The following is a 16,416-nucleotide window of genomic DNA, read 5'->3' on the forward strand; positions in this document are numbered from 1 at the left end:
TGGTTCCGCAGATCAAGGCCCTGAAGATCGGCGCCGGCACCTCCTGCGGCCTCGACATGGGCCCGCTGGTCACCCGCGTGCACCTGGACAAGGTCACCGGCTACGTCGACGACGGCGTTGCCGCTGGCGCCGAGCTGGTGGTCGATGGCCGCGGCTACCAGGTCGCCGGCCACGAGAACGGCTTCTTCCTCGGCGGCTGCCTGTTCGACCGCGTCACCCCGGACATGCGCATCTACAAGGAAGAAATCTTCGGCCCGGTGCTGTGCATCGTCCGCGTGAACAGCCTCGAAGAAGCCATGCAACTGATCAACGACCACGAATACGGCAACGGCACCTGCATCTTCACCCGCGACGGTGAAGCCGCCCGCCTGTTCTGCGACGAAATCGAAGTCGGCATGGTCGGCGTCAACGTGCCGCTGCCGGTGCCGGTCGCCTACCACAGCTTCGGCGGCTGGAAGCGCTCGCTGTTCGGCGACCTCCACGCCTACGGCCCGGACGGCGTGCGCTTCTACACCAAGCGCAAGGCCATTACCCAGCGTTGGCCCAAGCGAGCAAGTCATGAGGCCGCTCAGTTCGCGTTCCCCAGCAATCGCTGAGCTCTTTGACCCAGTGCCAGAAGTTGCGGGGTTGGCTGCATTGTCGGGTGGTAGGCCTTGCCACTGCTAGCACAACGGGATTCCTAAAGTCGGAATCCCGTTTTTCTTGGTGTGTTACTCAAACGCCTCTTTGAATCTCGCCAGTGCAAAAGCGTGCAGATTGTCGAGCGGGAGACTGGGCGACTGGTGCTGCCGATGATGGCGGATATCGCCGATGGCCATCTTGTGCCCTTGGACCATTGCCGCGTGCAGGCCGGACCAGCCGCCAGCGCGGGCATGCGTCAGCGGCTGAGATCCATGGCTGACCAGGATTGAACTTTGCCAGGTCAATTGAGGGACAGTGCAGCGGATGAGCGCGGCACTTTATGACTGCCAGCTGTTGTCCGCCTTGTAACTCACCTTCCATGGCACGCCCAAGGCGATCGACCAGCATACAGCTGCACTCGACCCAGACGGTCGCTTGCAGCGGCAGTTGGAAAGGACACCGAGACAGTGGTGAATGCACTGATCGAGAATGCTCAGCGATTGCCTCAGGAACTCTACCAATCCCTGACCTGGGATCGAGGCAAGGAGATAGCTGCTCACAAGCGATTCACTCTAGCGACGGATATTCTGGTCTACTTTTGTGACCTACAGAATCCTTGGCAGCGCGGGGCGAATGAAAACACCAATGGCCTGCTACGGCAGTACTTCCCGAAGGGCAGTGTTTTAACCAGGGAGAGCTGCGAACAGCGGAGGGTCGAAAGACTCCGCCGAGACAGTTTCGACGATACGCAAAGGGAACATGGCGCCACCGGCTTCCACCTCCAACGCCCGCCAGAAACGAAAATAGTCGGCAGTAACTAGCTGCTGGCCTTCGCGTGATAACAGATCTTCAGGAAGGCCTGCCCTGCGGAGAACATGACTCGGTTGAAGACCGAGGACTTTTAGCAGGGCCTGCCACCCGATATCCATGCTGAAATTTTGGGTTCGCGGCATAGAGATACTCATGAATGGCCAAGTAAAGGCCCTTCTTCGCTCGTGAAGTCACTTCAGCATAAACAACACAGGTCATTTCACTCATGCAAACGGCGCCAGCAAACCATCGATTGGCGCCATGAGGGCCCGCCGGCCGAAGTTGAAGTATCCGCACAGATGGCGCACAGGAGGCGAGTCCCCTTGCTATTGGGCGCTCCCTGCACATCGTGATCACCTGCTTCAAGCTGGCTTAGGTCATCCACGAATGGCTGCAATGGGTCAATTGTGTTGAAAAAGTCCCGCTGCAATTTCTGCCCACGAAATTGCGCGGCGGACGTTGAAATCTGAGCCTATGGCCGCCTCTGAACTAATCCAGATTTCGCGTAGCAACGCACAAATCAGCCGCTTTTGGGGCTATGAACAGGCGACGCTGGCCAGTACCGACTTTTTCAACAGAATCGGTCGATAGCTGCCGGTCGTGGATGGCTGCTTTCGCCCCTTAGCCATGCGAAAGATCGGTCAGATCGAATGCAAGTGACTGGTCACGCGGGTGCAAATACGCATGATCGACCGAGCCTGGTTAGCTCATCGTTACTGTGCTGCGGCCTCGATGAAGCCAGCGTTGATCAAGTCTGTGCGCATTGCGCCCAAGCAACTCTTGGGGGCGGCAAGCCAAAAGAGGTTTTTCGCTCTCGTCAGCGCCACGTAGCCGATACGGCCGTCTTCCGTAGCCGTGCCGGCCAGCAATGCGGTGATGTTGGCCTTAGTCGCGACGTAGAGCACTGCGCCGATGGACTCGCCTTTAACCTGGTGAACAGTCTCAACTCTTAAGCCATGAGCTTCCTGGTCATCAGCTTTGGCACCGCTGAGCGCGACGTCCTCCAAGCGCTTCTTGGCCATCTTATGTCCGAACGTAGCGACTGTTTTCAGCCCGAACAGTTGATCAGTTTGAGTAAGCAAGGCGCGCAGATTTGCGACCAGCTTCGGATGCCATTGTGCTTTGGCTTGGAGCGAACAGGACGGTAGCCCAGTCTCGGTATTGCGGGTAAATGCCCACAGCAACCGCCTAAACCCCAACATCCAGGCTTCGTGGGGCGCCCCCTGCAGCGTCGAGCTGAGTCCGCGCGGGGCATCGTCGATCAGGCTCTCAACCGCGTTGCATACCAGACGGAAAGCATGCTGATAGCGATGCTGTTGATCACGGGCCAATGCAGCCTCTGCAAAAAGGTTCACAACTCCCTGTCCTGGGGCGGCTGTTTTTCCTGCAAGCTTGGCAGCGCGATCCGTGTTCCTGCTGAGAATGACTGCGTCTTTCTCCTCTATGCCCAGTTCGCCGAGACGAGCTTTGAAAGAGCTGATCAGCTTAGGTAGCTCGGCGTCCTTGTACCCTACGAAGAATGCGCCACCTTGCCCGGGTTGCCTGTCTGGCTCATCGTTTCGGCCGCAGAGCCGGTTGGCTATATCGATGATGGGAGGGAGGGAGCGGTAATTCCGCGTAAGCTTGTAGTCTTTCACTCCCGGGCGATCGGCGTAGGTTTTTAAAAACATGCCATCAGCGCCGGCGAATGCGAAGATGCCTTGGTTAACGTCTCCAATCAGTGATACCTGCACGCCCGCCTTGATGAGGATTTCCAAGGTCACTTTGTGCATCGTGCCCAGATCCTGCGATTCGTCGACCAGCACCTGGGGATAGCGGGTAGCCAATGCCCTCAGAATGGCAGGCTGTTGAAGCAGTGTTCGAATTACCCAGTAGCGCCCAAGATCATGGGTATATGCACCAGTGCGCCCCAGCTTTTCGATGAGCTCCTGGGCCTTTCCGCGATCAAGCTGTTCCACCGTCCCCTGGGTGTCGATGAAGAAGATCGACCTTCCATTCTCTACACCTACCTGCACATCCTTGATCGGGATTGGGCGCTCGGTTTTGCTCTTCCAGTACTGGAAGCTACTTAAGAACGCTTCCGAACCCGATACAAGATAGGGGGTTCGCGTGGCTCCCATGGTGCGGTAGGCATGGGGACGCAGAACATGCTGGGTGAAGAATCCGTCTAGCGTGTCCACTTCTACGCGCTTGCGATTAGCGTCGTCCGGCAGACCCGAGGCGAGCTCTGCGTAACCTTTGTTGAAGGTATCAACGGCGACATTGGAAAACGACAACAGCACGACGCGACCGCGGTGATCGGCCAGCTTTTGCCGAATGGCGATCAGTCGCCGAATAGCTGTGGCTGTTTTTCCACTGCCTGCGCAAGCTGTAATCGCCATAGGTTCTAGCGGGGCTTCGATTACAGCTTTCTGCTCATCGGATAGCTTCATGGCGTGTCCGCTCCCTGGCAAACGTGTCGTATCGCTTGCTCAAGGTACTTAGGGACCTTGCATCCTGGTGTTATAGCAATCTGCTCGGCGAGCGCTTGGCCGAAGCGGCCCTTCTGCACATTGCTACTGCTGTCCTTGCGCTCGAACATCCCGCAGAATAGCGCCTTGGCTTTGGCTGTGTTGTCCGGCGCGCCGTCCACGATTTTTCTCAGCGCCACCGAGCTCCTGGGATGAAGTTCAGCCAATGCTTTCAGCATGGCGTTCCGATTTTCCGCCAGTAGCGCCAAGTCGTACTCAAGGGTCTTCACCCCGTGGTGCACCTTCACAAACTGATCTTCGGATTCTTTCATTTTCAGCGTGTTGCTCGATATCCGAACAGTCTCGCCGAGCGCGGGATATGCAGCCTTTAGCTTCTTCTTTTTCTTCGGCTCGCCACCTTCGACGGCCGGTTGCTCGGCTTCTTCCCCGTTTTCTGCATCTGTTTCGTCGAGGTAGGTTGCCTCCGCGAGCAGCTCCTCCTGGATCTCCTCGTCAGGTCGCTCATCCTCAGCGGATTCAAGTACCTCTTCTTCTTCGAACGGGTCAGCATCGGTAATGACCGAGACCGGGATTCGCAGCCCTTTTTCTCCAAACAGCGGCAGGAACGAGTCGAAGTTCAGCCCCTCGACACTGATGAGGCTGATGCCATATTCCCTCAAGTCGAATCCCAAAATCTTCGCGAGCGCGTCGACCAGCATTAGTTCTGCAGCGCCCTCCACGAAGATGACGCGGCGGGCGAAGAATAGCTCGGCTCTAGTCACGTCCAGGTAGCGCTCAAGCTTCTCCCGCTTACCTTTTGCGAACTGGACATCACGTGGAAAGAAGGTCTCCACGCCGGATTCGTTCTCGACCAAGCACACCAGGGATTCAAGCTTCGAATTGCTGGCGAAGTTCGGCGAGTGGCTGGTGACGAACAATTGCACCGGCTTCTCACCTTCTTTGGCCGGAATGCCGGCCAGGTAGCTCAGGAGAACGCGCTGCAGTTGGGGGTGGAGGTGGGCCTCCGGCTCCTCCACGATCAAGCTTCGGTACGCTGCTTCAGGATTCTTAGCCAGCTCACTGAGCACCACTGCCATGAAAATCAGATTGTTGAAGCCAAGGCCGTTTTGCTCAATCTCCATGGACTGAGCAGTCAGGGAGAGGCGTGCGGAAAGGCGCTGGAAATCGGTTGCGCTGAGTCCGACTGCCAGTACCTGCGCCAGCTGCTCACCCATCATGGAGCTATGCCTGGTGGAGATCGCGGTATGGGTACTTTTGATCGCCTCGTTCTGCTGCAACTGCTCATCTAGTTCCTTCAGCGCAGTATTGATCTTCTCCCGGCCTTCAGCATCGGTCAGGAGGTGGAGCAGGCGAGCCAGTTGGCTGTTGCGGCTTGGACGCAGTCCCTGGGCGGCATCACGCAAAGGTTGTAGGTAGACGCCGCGCAGGTTTTCCATCATGTCCGAGGTGAGCGGGATGTCCTGGTGATCTCCACACCACCGTTTCACCCGGAAGCGGCCAGTCTGATCGGCATCGGTGTACCTGACGTGGATGTGCGCTTCCATGGTGTTGTCAGCACCGGGCTGCAGAGCCGCGATGAAGTCGGCTTCGTCGTCGTGACTGAGATCCTTGAAGACGAAGTGGAAGCTGATGTCGCCTTCTGATTCGCCTTCTGAAGGTCGATGACGGTCAGCGATATCAAGACGGGGATAAGGCTCTTCATGCCCGGCCAAGAGGGTCCGGAGAGCATCCACTACGGCGCTTTTTCCCACATTGTTTGGGCCGACGAGAACATTCAGTCCAGGCTGGAATTTCAGCTTGGCGTCACGCAGCTTGCGGAAGTTTTTTATGGTGAGTTCAGCCAGGTACATGAGGTTCTCCATCCTTGATTTGCGGATGGAACCCTATTCCGGCGGAGCTACGCAATAACGGCGAAAAATGAGGAGCAGCGGGAGGTCAGGAACACGTGCGGCGTGCATATTGGGAAATCTGCCATGCACTTGACCAGTGATTTGCATTCGATATGACCAGTAGCCTCGTATGGCTGAGGGACGAAAGCAGTAATTCACGAATGGACCGCTAACGACCCATAGGCGACGTTCAGCAAGAAACAACTGAATGGCTGAGGTAGACCTGATCGGCACCGGGCGCTGAAAAGCTCCATAGAACACCTCTGGACCGACGCGGAGTGAGTGGTTGTGCTCTGACCGTGTCAAAAGAAGTTCATGAAAAAGCGCGCTTTTGACTGCATTTCAACCGGATGCCAGCGCTCGAGCCGCCGTCGCTGGACTCATCGATCACCATCGAGATGGGGATACGCGGATCAGGGACTGCTCGGCGCGATCTTGTCCAGCACCTGACGGGCCAGAGCGTGGTACAGCGAGACCGGTGCGATCCAGCCGGAGATGGTGGCGGCCATGACCGTGGCGGCCAGCATGGGGATGACCAGGTCGGGACTGTGGGAGAGCTCCAGGACGATCACCGAGGCGGTCAGCGGCGAGCGGGTCACGCCGGCGAGGTAGGCGCCCATGCCCAGCAGCGCACAAGTCTGTGGGTTGATGTCGGGCAACAATGACAGTAGCGGGGCGAAGGCCGCTCCAATGCTTAGCGAGGGCGAGAAAAGGCCGCCGGGAATCCCGGATAAATAGGACACTACGTTGGCCAGGAACTTCCACAGCAGGAAGTCCTGGTCGGTGATCGGGTGGCCTTCGAGCAGGGCGCGGGTTTCCTCGTAGCCGGTGCCAAACACATGGTTACCCGAGGCCAGCCCCAGCAACGCCAGCAACAGGCCGCAGGCGGCGGCAAAGTGTACTGGGAAGCGCTCGCGCAGGCGGCAGATGCGGCCCAGCCAGCCGTTCCGGGTGGGGAGCACCAGCTTGACGTAGAGCCCGCCTAACAGGCCGCCGAGCAGGGCACAGGCCGGCACTTCGCTCCAGCCCCAGCCTGCCGGGAGGCTGCCGCCGATCTCGCCGAAGTAGGAGTAATGGCCCATCAGGCCGAGCGTGACGGCTCCGCCGATTAGCACCGCAGTTAGTACTAGGCCACTAAAGCGTTGCTCGAAGGTGCGACTCAGTTCCTCGATGGCGAACACGATACCCGCCAAGGGGGTGTTGAATGCCGCAGCGATGCCGGCTGCGCCGCCGGCGAGGATCAGTCCTGCGATGGTGCGCCTCCCGTGTAGGCCTAGGCGTCGGCCGAAGGCGTAGATGACTGCGGCGCCGACATGCACTGTGGGCCCTTCGCGGCCTACCGAGCCACCGACCAGCAGCGCGGCCAGGGTGAAGAGCATTCGCACGGCGGCCACCGGCAACGCCAACACGCGGGCGCGGAAGCGCCGCGAGGGTGACTCCAGCGCGGCAATTACCTGGGGAATGCCGCTGCCCTTGGCCTCAACGAACCAGCGCTGGGTGATCCAGGCCAACAGGGCGAAGCCCGCCGGGGTCACTAGCAGCGGCAGCCAGGGGGCGACGCCGAGCATGCGCTTGAACAGAGCGAAGGACTGGTCCGCCAGCCAGGCAAAGGCCAGCGCCACCAGACCCACAAGCAGTGCGCCGATCCAGAACGCCAGGCGTTGTCGCCACTCCAGCCAGCGTGGCCGTCGGAACCGTCTGGGTTGGGCGATGGGGGCGGGTTCTGCGTAGTCTGGGTTGGGTTGTTCGGACATCGACGCGACCAGGATCGTGGACCAAGTGGCAATTATCGCCATCTTTATCTAATCCGCGTATGCACGATTAGAGGGAAGAGATGTCTGCCTCCTGATTTTGTAAACATTCAATGGCCGTTAATGGCCGATTTTTGCCAGTCGTCCCTTTGCGTGCATAGGGCCACAGGATGCAATTGAGTGTTCAGTGCGAATGCAATTGACTTTTCAAGCCGAATGCAACTGGCTGTTCAAGTAAATGCAATTACGCATCTGTTCCGCTGGTTGTTCAATGAGGTGCTGCGGCGCTGCATGGCAGCCGGCCTGGTCAAGGGTGAAGGTTTTGCCGTCGATCGCAATGCAACCCAAGCGAAGCATCGCTACTGAAAAAATCCTCACGCGAGGGTTGGTCACTGCACGAAAGCCTCAAATTCAGCTCTAGCGAGGAACAGTGCGTTGAAGCTGAAGCCCCAGTCACTAGCTCAATTGAGATAGGTAAGCAGCGAGCGCTGTGCGACTCTCCACTCCGAGCTTCTCAAAGATTCGAACCACATAGGTCTTGGCGGTTGCCAGGGTGATTCCCATTGCGTCGGCCACTTCCTGGTTCGAGGCGCCCATACCGATCAGCAAGGCGGCTTGTCGCTCCCGGTAGCTGAGCCCGGAATGCTGCAGGCGCAAATCACGCTGAATCTGCCGGACATGGGGATGTCGGTCGAAGCTGGCTTCGAGAAAACGCTGGAACGTGTCCAGGGCGGGCAACTCCATGGACAGGGGAGGGTCTGCCAGGGTACGCAGCAGCCCGATACCGCCGTAGGCCGACTCTCCCCCCCAGAACATCAGGTCGATGGTGTCGATGACACCGAAGGAGTGCAGGTACCCGTGGTAATGGCGCATGTCGTTCAGCGATTGCTCGGTGGGGGCCATGCTCAGCACGCCGACACTTTCATGTCGTTCGAGCATGCGGCGAACCCCCATGGGGTCGAGCGACTGCATACCATGGCTGTACTGCTCGAGAAAGCCAGTGGGCACGCCGAGCGTGTCGAGTACCCGCATTTCCTGGCGGCGATTGTCGACCCAATAGAACAATGCCCCGCTGACACCGAGGAGCTGGCGACTGAACGAGAGGGCTTCTCGGACCAGAATGTCTTCACTGGACAGCAAGGTGGCGTTCATATGCAGCAGACTCGGACGATTGCGAATGCCATGTCTGTTTAGGCAAGAAGCATGCCGCCAACCGCGCGCGAGGGCCGGCTATGGTCGCTGGCGACCGCAGTCGGCATCATCCTGGTGCCGAGCGGCTAGTATGCGCACCAACACGGTGAAAAGCGCCGATTCAGCGTGAATTTGTCCATCCTAGGATGGATTGTTGGCCGGTCGCATGCTGCCTACTCTCGCCTCGCAACCCACTCCAATCGTTTGCGAGGTACGCCATGATTCCTACCCACCTTCCCAACACCGCCACTCCGGAGCATATCGAGCAATCGCTGCGTGAGCACGGTTATGTCATCGTCGAAGAGCTGGCCAGCAATGAGCTGATGGATCGGATCGCCGCGGAAATGGCGCCGTTCATTCAGCACACAGACTACGGTAAGGATAAGTTCATCGGTCTCCAGACCAAGCGTACCGGCGCCTTGATCGCCCGGTCGCCCGCGGCTCGCGAGCTGGTGATGCACCCGACCGTGCTGGGTGTTGCAGAGTGTTTTCTGTCCCATGCCTCGGCCTTTCAGTTGCACCTGACGCAGATCATCAGCGTCTATCCCGGTTCGCCCGCGCAGATGCTCCACCAAGATGAACTAGCCTGGGACTTCTTCCCGTTCCCGGACGATTACCAGGTGCAGTGCAATCTGTTGTGGGCCATGACCGACTACACCGAAGAGAACGGCGCAACCCGCCTGGTGCCCGGCAGCCAGTTTACCGGCCGCAAGCAGAAGTACAGCGAAGCGCAGAGCATCCCCGCAGTGATGAAACGGGGCTCGGCACTGTTCTACACCGGCAAGATCTACCACGGAGCAGGGGCCAACCGTTCCGACGGTATCCGTCAGGCCATCAATATCACCTACGCCGTCGGCTGGGTCCGCCAGGAGGAGAACCAGTACCTCTCCACGCCGCGGGATGTGGCTCAGACGCTTCCCGAGGCATTGCTCAAGATCATGGGGTACCAGTACGGGTGCTTCGCCTTGGGGTACACCCGCGATTTCGAAGACCCCCTCGTTGCGCTGCGCGATGATGTCCAGCAGCGCAACATGGGTATCGAGCTGGTCGACGCCGAGCGGCAGGACAGTGCTGGAAGCTTCCGCCAGAACCTGTTGAGCGAAAGCGTCTAAGGGACTCGACCATGATCAAGCGGTACACCCCTGAAGTGGGATATCTCGACCAGGACGTCTTCGACGCGTTTGCCTTCCACCAGTCGGTGAGGGCAGGCGACACGCTGTATCTCTCGGGGATCGCACCGCTGCAGGGCGGTCTGGAGACGCTGGAGCTGGTCGGCGAGGGCGATATCGGTGCCCAATTGGACTACATCCTCGCGGTACTGGATCGCTGCTTGCACGCGGATGGTCTGGAGCGCCGCCACCTCGTCGCCTGGAATTTCTATACCACCGACATTCACGCCTTAGCCGCAGTCCTCCCAGACCGGCTGGTGCCCTGGCTTGGCGCTCATCGTCCGACCAGCACCACGCTCGAAGTGCAGTCCATGCTGCATCCCGCCCAGCAGCTGGAAATCACAGCCATCGCAGTGGCGTGCTCCTGAAAACGACTATTTGCCTTGCTTCGCCTCTGGCGATCGACTTGCCCGCCCCGCGACGCTAGCCCCGTCGCGGGTTACTCAAACGACATAACGGGACAGACAAGATGACTTCCAATACCCACTCGCACACGCTGAGCGGCGATCTCGGCGTTACGTCCATCGTCATGATGGTGATTGCCACGGCTGCTCCCCTGACGGTGATGGCCGCCAACACCCCATTGATGATCGGGCTCGGAAATGGCGCGGCAGCGCCCTTCGATGCATTGGCGGCGATGCTGATCATGTTCTTGTTTTCGGTCGGCTTTGTCGCGATTTCTCGCCATATCGGTAACGCTGGTGCTTTCTATGCATGTATCCAGAAGGGGCTGGGACGCGTAGTCGGTCTGGGCGCTGCATCACTGGCGATGGTTTCGTATTCACTGTTTCTGCTGGCCATCGGCACCTATGTCGGTTACGCCGTCAGCGGGCTTCTCGGCAGTTTGTTCGGTGTTGCGCCGCCGTGGTGGCTGGCGACGCTGGGGGCGGTAGCCTGCATCGGTGTACTGGGCTACCGGCGCATCGAAATGAGCTCAAAGGTTCTTGGCATCGCGCTGGTACTCGAAATCGGTGTCGTGTTGTTGCTCGACCTGCTGATTCTTGTGGACAAGGGCGTAGACAGTATGCCGGTCGAGTCCTTCCAGGCATCCCATATCCTGTCCGGTTCGCCGGGGCTGGGGCTGCTCTTCGCCATCTACTCATTCATTGGTTTCGAGTCCACCGTGATCTATCGAGAAGAGGCGAGGAACCCCGAAAGGACGATTCCAATCGCTACCTACACAGCGGTGTTCACGGTGGGAATCTTCTATGTCCTGTCGATGTGGTGCACGGTGGCCGGTATCGGCGTCGATCAAGTGGTCGCCTTCGCTAATGCACATCCAGGCGACATGTACCTGCTGTTGTCAGAGCGGCATCTGGGTAAAGCCTTCAGCGATGTGATTCAGGTTCTGCTGATCACCAGCCTGTTCGCTTGCATGCTTTCGCTGCACAACATCGTGGTGCGTTATCAGTACATCCTCGGCAAGTACGCGATCCTACCGGGCCGCTGCGCTCACATCCACGCCCGACATGGTTCGCCCTACGTCGCTTCGCTGCTCCAGAGCGGTTTTGCCGTGGCAGGCATACTGGTGCTGGCGTTGGCCGGTCTGGACCCGGTTACGCAGATCTATACGTGGGGCGCCACGGCGGGCACCCTGGGATACATGGTGATTCTCGTCCTGGCCAGCCTGGCCATCCTCGCCTACTTCAAGCGAAGCGGTCACGATCGCCGGCTGTGGCAGACACGCATAGCCCCACTCGGCGGGCTCATCGGTGTCGTCTCCTGCCTGGTCATTGCCATCGTCAACCTACCCACGCTGATCGGCGGGGACGAAGACAGCATTGCGCCGGTGATGGGGATGCTAGTGGTGCTCGCATTCGCAGTGGGTAGCATCTCCGCCCTGATGCTAAGGGGCCGTTCGCCCGAACGGTACATGGCCCTACAGGAGCTGGCCTGATCGAGAGCCCGTGTCATGGACCCTTGCCTCGCCACGGGCTTCCGCCATCAGGCGCCTAGACTGGCTGGATGTGGAAGCTTCCGACATGGCCAGAGGGCGTCAGGGCAATGCCGCACTCCAGCTTGCCATGTTCGAATCGGGCCTTATAAACGTCTGATCCGCTCTGAGAGACATAGTGAAGTGCAGGCTCTGCAAGCTGCCAAGGCTCTTGAGTAGCGAATGGACATGGTCCTGCTGCTCCGCTAGTTGTCGCTGTGGTTGTGCGCGAGGTGCTTGCAGACGGCGGCGCAGTGGAGGCTCCATTCGTTCGGTTCGATGTCCAGAGGGCGAGCTCGTGCTCGTAGCGGCAGGTGCGACGACGGTAGGTTCGGGCCATGTCATGTTTCCTAAAGCGTTGTCGGGATGACATGGCGGCCTCCAGCAGTGTGGGCGGTTGAGATTATGTCCTCTTTGTGGCGTCAGCTTCTGTCGAGCTGCTCGTCAGCGGCAAGCCGCGATGGCCAGCGCGGCGGCGGCGGTGCGGGTTTCCACGCCGAGTTTCACGTAGACGTGTTCTAGGTGCTTGTTCACCGTTCTGGGTGAGAGGCCGAGAATGTCGCCTATGTCGCGGTTGGTCTTGCCGCAGGCTACCCAGTGGAGGACTTCGACTTCGCGGCCGGTCAACTGGTAGCGGCTGCTGAGGGCTTCGAGGTTCTGCTCGCCGGTGAGTTGCGGGCGACTGGCCGGGGTTCTCCTGGCGGCCTGAAGTTCACGGGCGGTCCTCAGGTGCGCAGCCACGCGGGCGAGGACTTCGTCGGTCTTCAGGGGCTTGGTGACGTAGTCGATGCCGCCGGCGGTGAAGGCTTCGACCACGTGTTCGCTTTCGGTCAGGGCGGTCATGAACAGCACTGGGATGTCGGCTATCTCGGCCTGGGCCTTGATCCGCCGGCAGGTCTCGAAGCCGTTCAGGCCGGGCATCACCGCGTCCAGCAGGACCACGTCCGGGCGGCGGCGCTGCATGCGTTCCAGTGCACTGGCGCCGTCCATGGCCACCAGCACCATGTAGCCTGCGGCGTCCAGGGCGTCGGAGAGCAGGGCCAGGTTGTCCGGGGTGTCGTCGACTATCAGCACGACGCCTGCAGGGGGGGGCTGTAGGGCGGCGTTCATGGTTTCTCTCCTTCCAGGGGTAGGTCGGCCGGCTGTAGGGTTTCCTTGAGGCGGCGGTTGAAGTCGTTGAGCTGGAAGCGCTTGACCAGCTTGCGCAGCGCGTCCACGTATGCGGCGCTGGCCGGCTCTTCGCGCTCGATGCGGTCCAGGCGTTCGAGGATGCCTTTCACGTAGCCCAGCGCGCCCAGCTCGTGGAGCTCTGCCAGACTGGCCGCGCTTGGCGCCTGCAACGGGGTCGGTGGCGGGACGGGGGACTCGTCGTTGCCCTCCAGCCATTCCAGGCCGAGCTGCTGCTTGATCTTCTCCAGCAGCCGCGGCGTGTGCACCGGTTTGGCCAGGTAGTCGTCGCAGGCGGCGGCCACGCTGCGTTCGCGGTCGTCGGCGAAGGCGTTGGCGGAGATGACGATGATGGGCGCGGTGGAAAGGCCGTTGCGACGGATCAGGGTGCTGGTCTCCAGGCCGTCGAGCAGGGGCATGGAGAGGTCCATGAGGATCAGGTCCGGCTGCAGCAGCGCCACCTGGCGGATGGCTTCCTGGCCGTTGCCGGCCTCGGCCAGGTCGAAGCCCAGGGGGGCGAGCATGCCGGCCAGCACGCGGCGGTGTTCGATGTGGTCGTCTACCAGCAGCACCAGGCGGCGCGCGCCCCGGTAGCCGACGATGTTGTGCTCGACGTGGACCAGCGCCTGCGGCACGCGCACTTCGGAGAGGAACAGGCGGACCACGAAGCGGGTGCCCTGGCCCGGCGTGCTGCTCACGTCCAGGGCGCCGCCCATCAGTGCGACCAGCATGCGGGTGATGGTCAGGCCCAGCCCCAGGCCGTTGTCCTGGCGCAGTGGGTCGCCGCGTTCGAAGGGCTGGAACAGGCGCTCCAGCTGTTCCTCGGGAATACCTATGCCGCTGTCGATGATTTCGAAGGTGGCGGTTTCCCGAGCATAGGTCACGCGCAGGGTGACGCCGCCGCGGTCGGTGTAGCGCACCGCGTTGCCGAGCAGGTTGATGAGGATCTGGCGGATGCGCTTTTCGTCGCCGCGCACCACCGCGGGGATGCGCCCCTGGGATTCGAAGCGAAAGCTCAGACCCTTTTCCTTGGCCTGGGGGGCAAACATCTGTTTGAGCTGTTGGAGAAATTCCGGGAAGGGGACTTCCGTGGCTTCGAGGTTGAGCTTGCCGGCCTCGATCTTGGCCACGTCGAGCAGGCCGTCGATCAGCGACAGCAGGTGCGAGCCGCTGCGGTAGATGGTGGCCAGGGCGTCCTGCTGGCGGCTGCTGCTGGCCGGATCGCGCTGCAGGATCTGGGTGTAGCCGAGGATGCTGTTCAATGGGGTACGCAGTTCGTGGGAGAGCCCGGTGACGTAGCGGCTCTTCGCGGCGTTGGCGGCTTCCGAGGCTTCCTTGGCTTTCTGCAGGGCCTCGTCGGTCTTGCGGTGGGCCTGGATTTCCTGCATCAGCAGCGCGGTCTGCCGGGTCGATTCCTCCAGCGCGACATGGCGGCTCTCGCGGGTCAGCACCACCCACCAGGCCAGCGCCGCGGCGAACAGGGTGAGGAGCATGAACGCCTTGAAGAAGCCCTGATACAGCAGGTGGCGCTCGTCGCCCTGGAGGCCTTGGGAGACCTGGCTGTAGATCAGCGTCAGGGCGCAGAACATCAGGCCGACCAAGATGATGAGCACGCCCAGATAGTGCGCCAGGCGGGTATGCAGGTGGGGTACCGAGGTGTTCGGCAGCAGCCAGCGCAGCAGGGCGTCGAACTGCGCTGCCAGCCGCGCCTTGGGTTTGCACAGGTCGCCGCAACGTGCGTCCAGCGAGCAGCAGAGCGAGCAGATGGGCGCGCCATAGGCGGGGCAGAAGGCGACGTCCTCGCGCTCGAAGGCATTGGCGCAGAGCACGCATTCCAGGTGGGTCTGCTGTGGATGTTCCAGTTTCAGCACGCTGGTGCGGGCTATGTAGTAACGGCTGCCGGTGATCCACGCCAGCAGTGGCGCGCAGATCAGCGCCGAGCCCAGGGAAACCACCGGCGAAGCGGCCTGCGCCAGTGCGCCGAACAGCCCTGCGTGGGCCAGACCGGAGAGTAGCGAGGCGAGCAACATGGCGCCGACGCCCACCGGATTGATGTCGTACAGGTGCGCGCGCTTGAACTCTATGTGTTTCGGCGACAGGCCTAGGGGCTTGTTGATCACCAGGTCGGCGACCACCGCACCGATCCAGGCGATGGCGATGTTGGCGTAGAGACCAAGGACTTCCTCGATGGCCTCGAACACCCCCAGCTCCATGAGCATCAGTGCGATCAGCACGTTGAACACCAGCCACACCACACGCCCGGGGTGGCTGTGGGTGACTCGGGCGAAGAAGTTCGACCAGGCCAGGGAGCCGGCATAGGCGTTGGTCAGGTTGATCTTCACCTGGCTGACGATAACGAACAGCACCATGGCGCCCATGGCCCAGGCGGGAGAGGCGAACACGTAGCCGAAGGCGACCAGGTACATCTGGGTCGGCTCGGCGGCGCGCTCCATGGGGATTTCGTGCTGCAGGGCGAGGAATGCGAGGAAGGCGCCGGCGAGCATCTTCAGCGAGCCGGGGATGATCCAGCCGGGGCCGGCCATCAGCAGAGCGGCCCACCAGCGGCGGCTGTTGCGCGTGGTCTTCTCGGGGAGGAAGCGCAGGTAGTCGACCTGCTCGCCGACCTGGGTCACCAGCGCCAGGCCCACGGTGCAGGCGGCGCCGAAGGATAGCAGGTTGAAGGCGCCGACCTCGCCCTCGCGGCCGGCGAAGGTGGTCCAGTCGGCCAGCGCACCGGGGTTCTTGGCGATGACGAAGACGTAGGGCAGCACCAGCAGGATCAGCCACACCGGCTGGGTCCACATTTGCAGGCGGTTTATCAGGGTGATGCCGTAGGTGACCAGGGGGATGACGATGATCGAGCAGATCACGTAGGCCAGGGCCAGCGGGATGCGGAAGTACAGCTCCAGGGCTAGCGCCATGATCGCCGCTTCCAAGGCGAAGAACAGGAAGGTGAAGCTGGCGTAGATCAGCGAGGTGATGGTCGAGCCGATGTAGCCGAAGCCGGCGCCGCGGGTCAGCAGGTCCATGTCCACGCCGTAGCGCGCCGCGTAGTAGCTGATCGGCAGGCCGGTGAGGAAGATTACCAGGCTCACCGCCAATACCGCCCATAGGGTATTGGTGAAGCCGTAGCTGATCGCCAGGGCGCCGCCGATGGCTTCCAGGGCCAGGAAGGACACGGCGCCCAGCGCGGTATTGGCGATGCGGAACTCCGACCACTTGCGGAAGGACCTGGGCGTGTAGCGCAGGGCGTAGTCCTCCAGCGTCTCGTCGGCGACCCAGCTGTTGTAGTCGCGGCGGATCTTGGCGATGCGTTGCGTCCCGGTGTGCTGCACGGCGGCGCTCCTGGCGGTTCGGCGGAAAGGGGCATCAGGCAAGTTCCGTGCCCCCGCGCGGGGCCCGGGCCAGGCACCT

12 protein-coding genes and 1 pseudogene are annotated in these 16,416 nt (G+C 61.0%); 6 read left to right on the top strand and 7 right to left on the bottom strand.

Translation table 11 applies throughout. The features are described from left to right. Both BLQ74_RS25040 and BLQ74_RS27810 read left to right on the top strand, forming a co-directional pair. On the top strand, window positions 1-596 hold a 596-nt coding region (locus BLQ74_RS25040; RefSeq protein ID WP_139199124.1), incomplete at its 5' end, for an aldehyde dehydrogenase family protein. Window positions 597-1,073: 477 nt separating this feature from the next. Beyond that, a pseudogene (locus BLQ74_RS27810) lies at window positions 1,074-1,298 on the top strand (IS30 family transposase); the annotation flags it as partial. A gap of 6 nt (window positions 1,299-1,304) precedes the next feature. Here the strand turns inward: BLQ74_RS27810 and BLQ74_RS27815 are convergent. The 4 genes from BLQ74_RS27815 to BLQ74_RS25070 all read right to left on the bottom strand — a co-directional run bounded on the left by BLQ74_RS27815 (window position 1,305) and on the right by BLQ74_RS25070 (window position 7,545). Continuing rightward, window positions 1,305-1,574: an AraC family transcriptional regulator ligand-binding domain-containing protein gene (locus tag BLQ74_RS27815; protein WP_090267955.1), complete on the bottom strand. Its 270-nt coding sequence runs from the start codon at window positions 1,572-1,574 to the stop codon at window positions 1,305-1,307. A gap of 570 nt (window positions 1,575-2,144) precedes the next feature. Further along, window positions 2,145-3,863, bottom strand: coding sequence for a UvrD-helicase domain-containing protein (locus BLQ74_RS25060; protein WP_090267956.1), 1,719 nt, complete (start codon window positions 3,861-3,863; stop codon window positions 2,145-2,147). Continuing rightward, entirely contained in the window at window positions 3,860-5,752 is a 1,893-nt protein-coding gene (locus tag BLQ74_RS25065) for an ATP-dependent nuclease (protein ID WP_090267958.1), read from the bottom strand. Before BLQ74_RS25065 ends, BLQ74_RS25060 begins: the two co-directional genes overlap by 4 nt. Before the next feature lie 452 nt (window positions 5,753-6,204). Continuing rightward, window positions 6,205-7,545 (bottom strand): chloride channel protein, encoded by a 1,341-nt coding sequence (locus BLQ74_RS25070; protein WP_090267960.1) that lies wholly within the window; start codon window positions 7,543-7,545, stop codon window positions 6,205-6,207. Window positions 7,546-7,722: 177 nt separating this feature from the next. On the opposite strand from BLQ74_RS25070, the gene BLQ74_RS28250 reads away from it, so the two are divergent. Further along, complete coding sequence (locus BLQ74_RS28250) at window positions 7,723-7,908, top strand: hypothetical protein (RefSeq protein WP_139199125.1); 186 nt, start codon at window positions 7,723-7,725, stop codon at window positions 7,906-7,908. 90 nt (window positions 7,909-7,998) lie between these two features. Here BLQ74_RS28250 and BLQ74_RS25075 read toward each other — a convergent pair whose 3' ends face one another. Further along, window positions 7,999-8,694 (bottom strand): helix-turn-helix transcriptional regulator, encoded by a 696-nt coding sequence (locus BLQ74_RS25075; RefSeq protein ID WP_090267962.1) that lies wholly within the window; start codon window positions 8,692-8,694, stop codon window positions 7,999-8,001. Window positions 8,695-8,951: 257 nt separating this feature from the next. Here BLQ74_RS25075 and BLQ74_RS25080 point away from each other — a divergent pair, with 257 nt between their 5' ends. The 3 genes from BLQ74_RS25080 to BLQ74_RS25090 all read left to right on the top strand — a co-directional run bounded on the left by BLQ74_RS25080 (window position 8,952) and on the right by BLQ74_RS25090 (window position 11,799). Further along, window positions 8,952-9,845: a phytanoyl-CoA dioxygenase family protein gene (locus BLQ74_RS25080; RefSeq protein WP_090267964.1), complete on the top strand. Its 894-nt coding sequence runs from the start codon at window positions 8,952-8,954 to the stop codon at window positions 9,843-9,845. An 11-nt stretch (window positions 9,846-9,856) separates the two neighbouring features. Next, window positions 9,857-10,270, top strand: coding sequence for a RidA family protein (locus tag BLQ74_RS25085; protein WP_090267965.1), 414 nt, complete (start codon window positions 9,857-9,859; stop codon window positions 10,268-10,270). Window positions 10,271-10,371: 101 nt separating this feature from the next. Next, a complete protein-coding gene (locus BLQ74_RS25090) occupies window positions 10,372-11,799 on the top strand; it encodes an APC family permease (protein WP_090267966.1) in 1,428 nt (475 codons plus the stop codon). 480 nt (window positions 11,800-12,279) lie between these two features. On the opposite strand, the gene BLQ74_RS25095 is transcribed toward BLQ74_RS25090, so the two are convergent. Then, window positions 12,280-12,945, bottom strand: coding sequence for a response regulator (locus BLQ74_RS25095; protein ID WP_090267968.1), 666 nt, complete (start codon window positions 12,943-12,945; stop codon window positions 12,280-12,282). Then, entirely contained in the window at window positions 12,942-16,337 is a 3,396-nt protein-coding gene (locus BLQ74_RS25100; protein WP_090267971.1) for a hybrid sensor histidine kinase/response regulator, read from the bottom strand. Before BLQ74_RS25100 ends, BLQ74_RS25095 begins: the two co-directional genes overlap by 4 nt. Window positions 16,338-16,416: the final 79 nt, after the last annotated feature.

This window comes from Pseudomonas panipatensis, from assembly GCF_900099785.1.
Lineage (GTDB): Bacteria > Pseudomonadota > Gammaproteobacteria > Pseudomonadales > Pseudomonadaceae > Pseudomonas > Pseudomonas panipatensis.

Coding starts and splice junctions, on each gene's coding strand:
- BLQ74_RS25065 (WP_090267958.1), bottom strand. CDS start 5,752: ATGTACCTGGCTGAACTCACCATAAAAAACTTCCGCAAGCTGCGTGAC.
- BLQ74_RS25070 (WP_090267960.1), bottom strand. CDS start 7,545: ATGTCCGAACAACCCAACCCAGACTACGCAGAACCCGCCCCCATCGCC.
- BLQ74_RS27815 (WP_090267955.1), bottom strand. CDS start 1,574: ATGCCGCGAACCCAAAATTTCAGCATGGATATCGGGTGGCAGGCCCTG.
- BLQ74_RS25080 (WP_090267964.1), top strand. CDS start 8,952: ATGATTCCTACCCACCTTCCCAACACCGCCACTCCGGAGCATATCGAG.
- BLQ74_RS25085 (WP_090267965.1), top strand. CDS start 9,857: ATGATCAAGCGGTACACCCCTGAAGTGGGATATCTCGACCAGGACGTC.
- BLQ74_RS25075 (WP_090267962.1), bottom strand. CDS start 8,694: ATGAACGCCACCTTGCTGTCCAGTGAAGACATTCTGGTCCGAGAAGCC.
- BLQ74_RS25095 (WP_090267968.1), bottom strand. CDS start 12,945: ATGAACGCCGCCCTACAGCCCCCCCCTGCAGGCGTCGTGCTGATAGTC.
- BLQ74_RS25060 (WP_090267956.1), bottom strand. CDS start 3,863: ATGAAGCTATCCGATGAGCAGAAAGCTGTAATCGAAGCCCCGCTAGAA.
- BLQ74_RS25090 (WP_090267966.1), top strand. CDS start 10,372: ATGACTTCCAATACCCACTCGCACACGCTGAGCGGCGATCTCGGCGTT.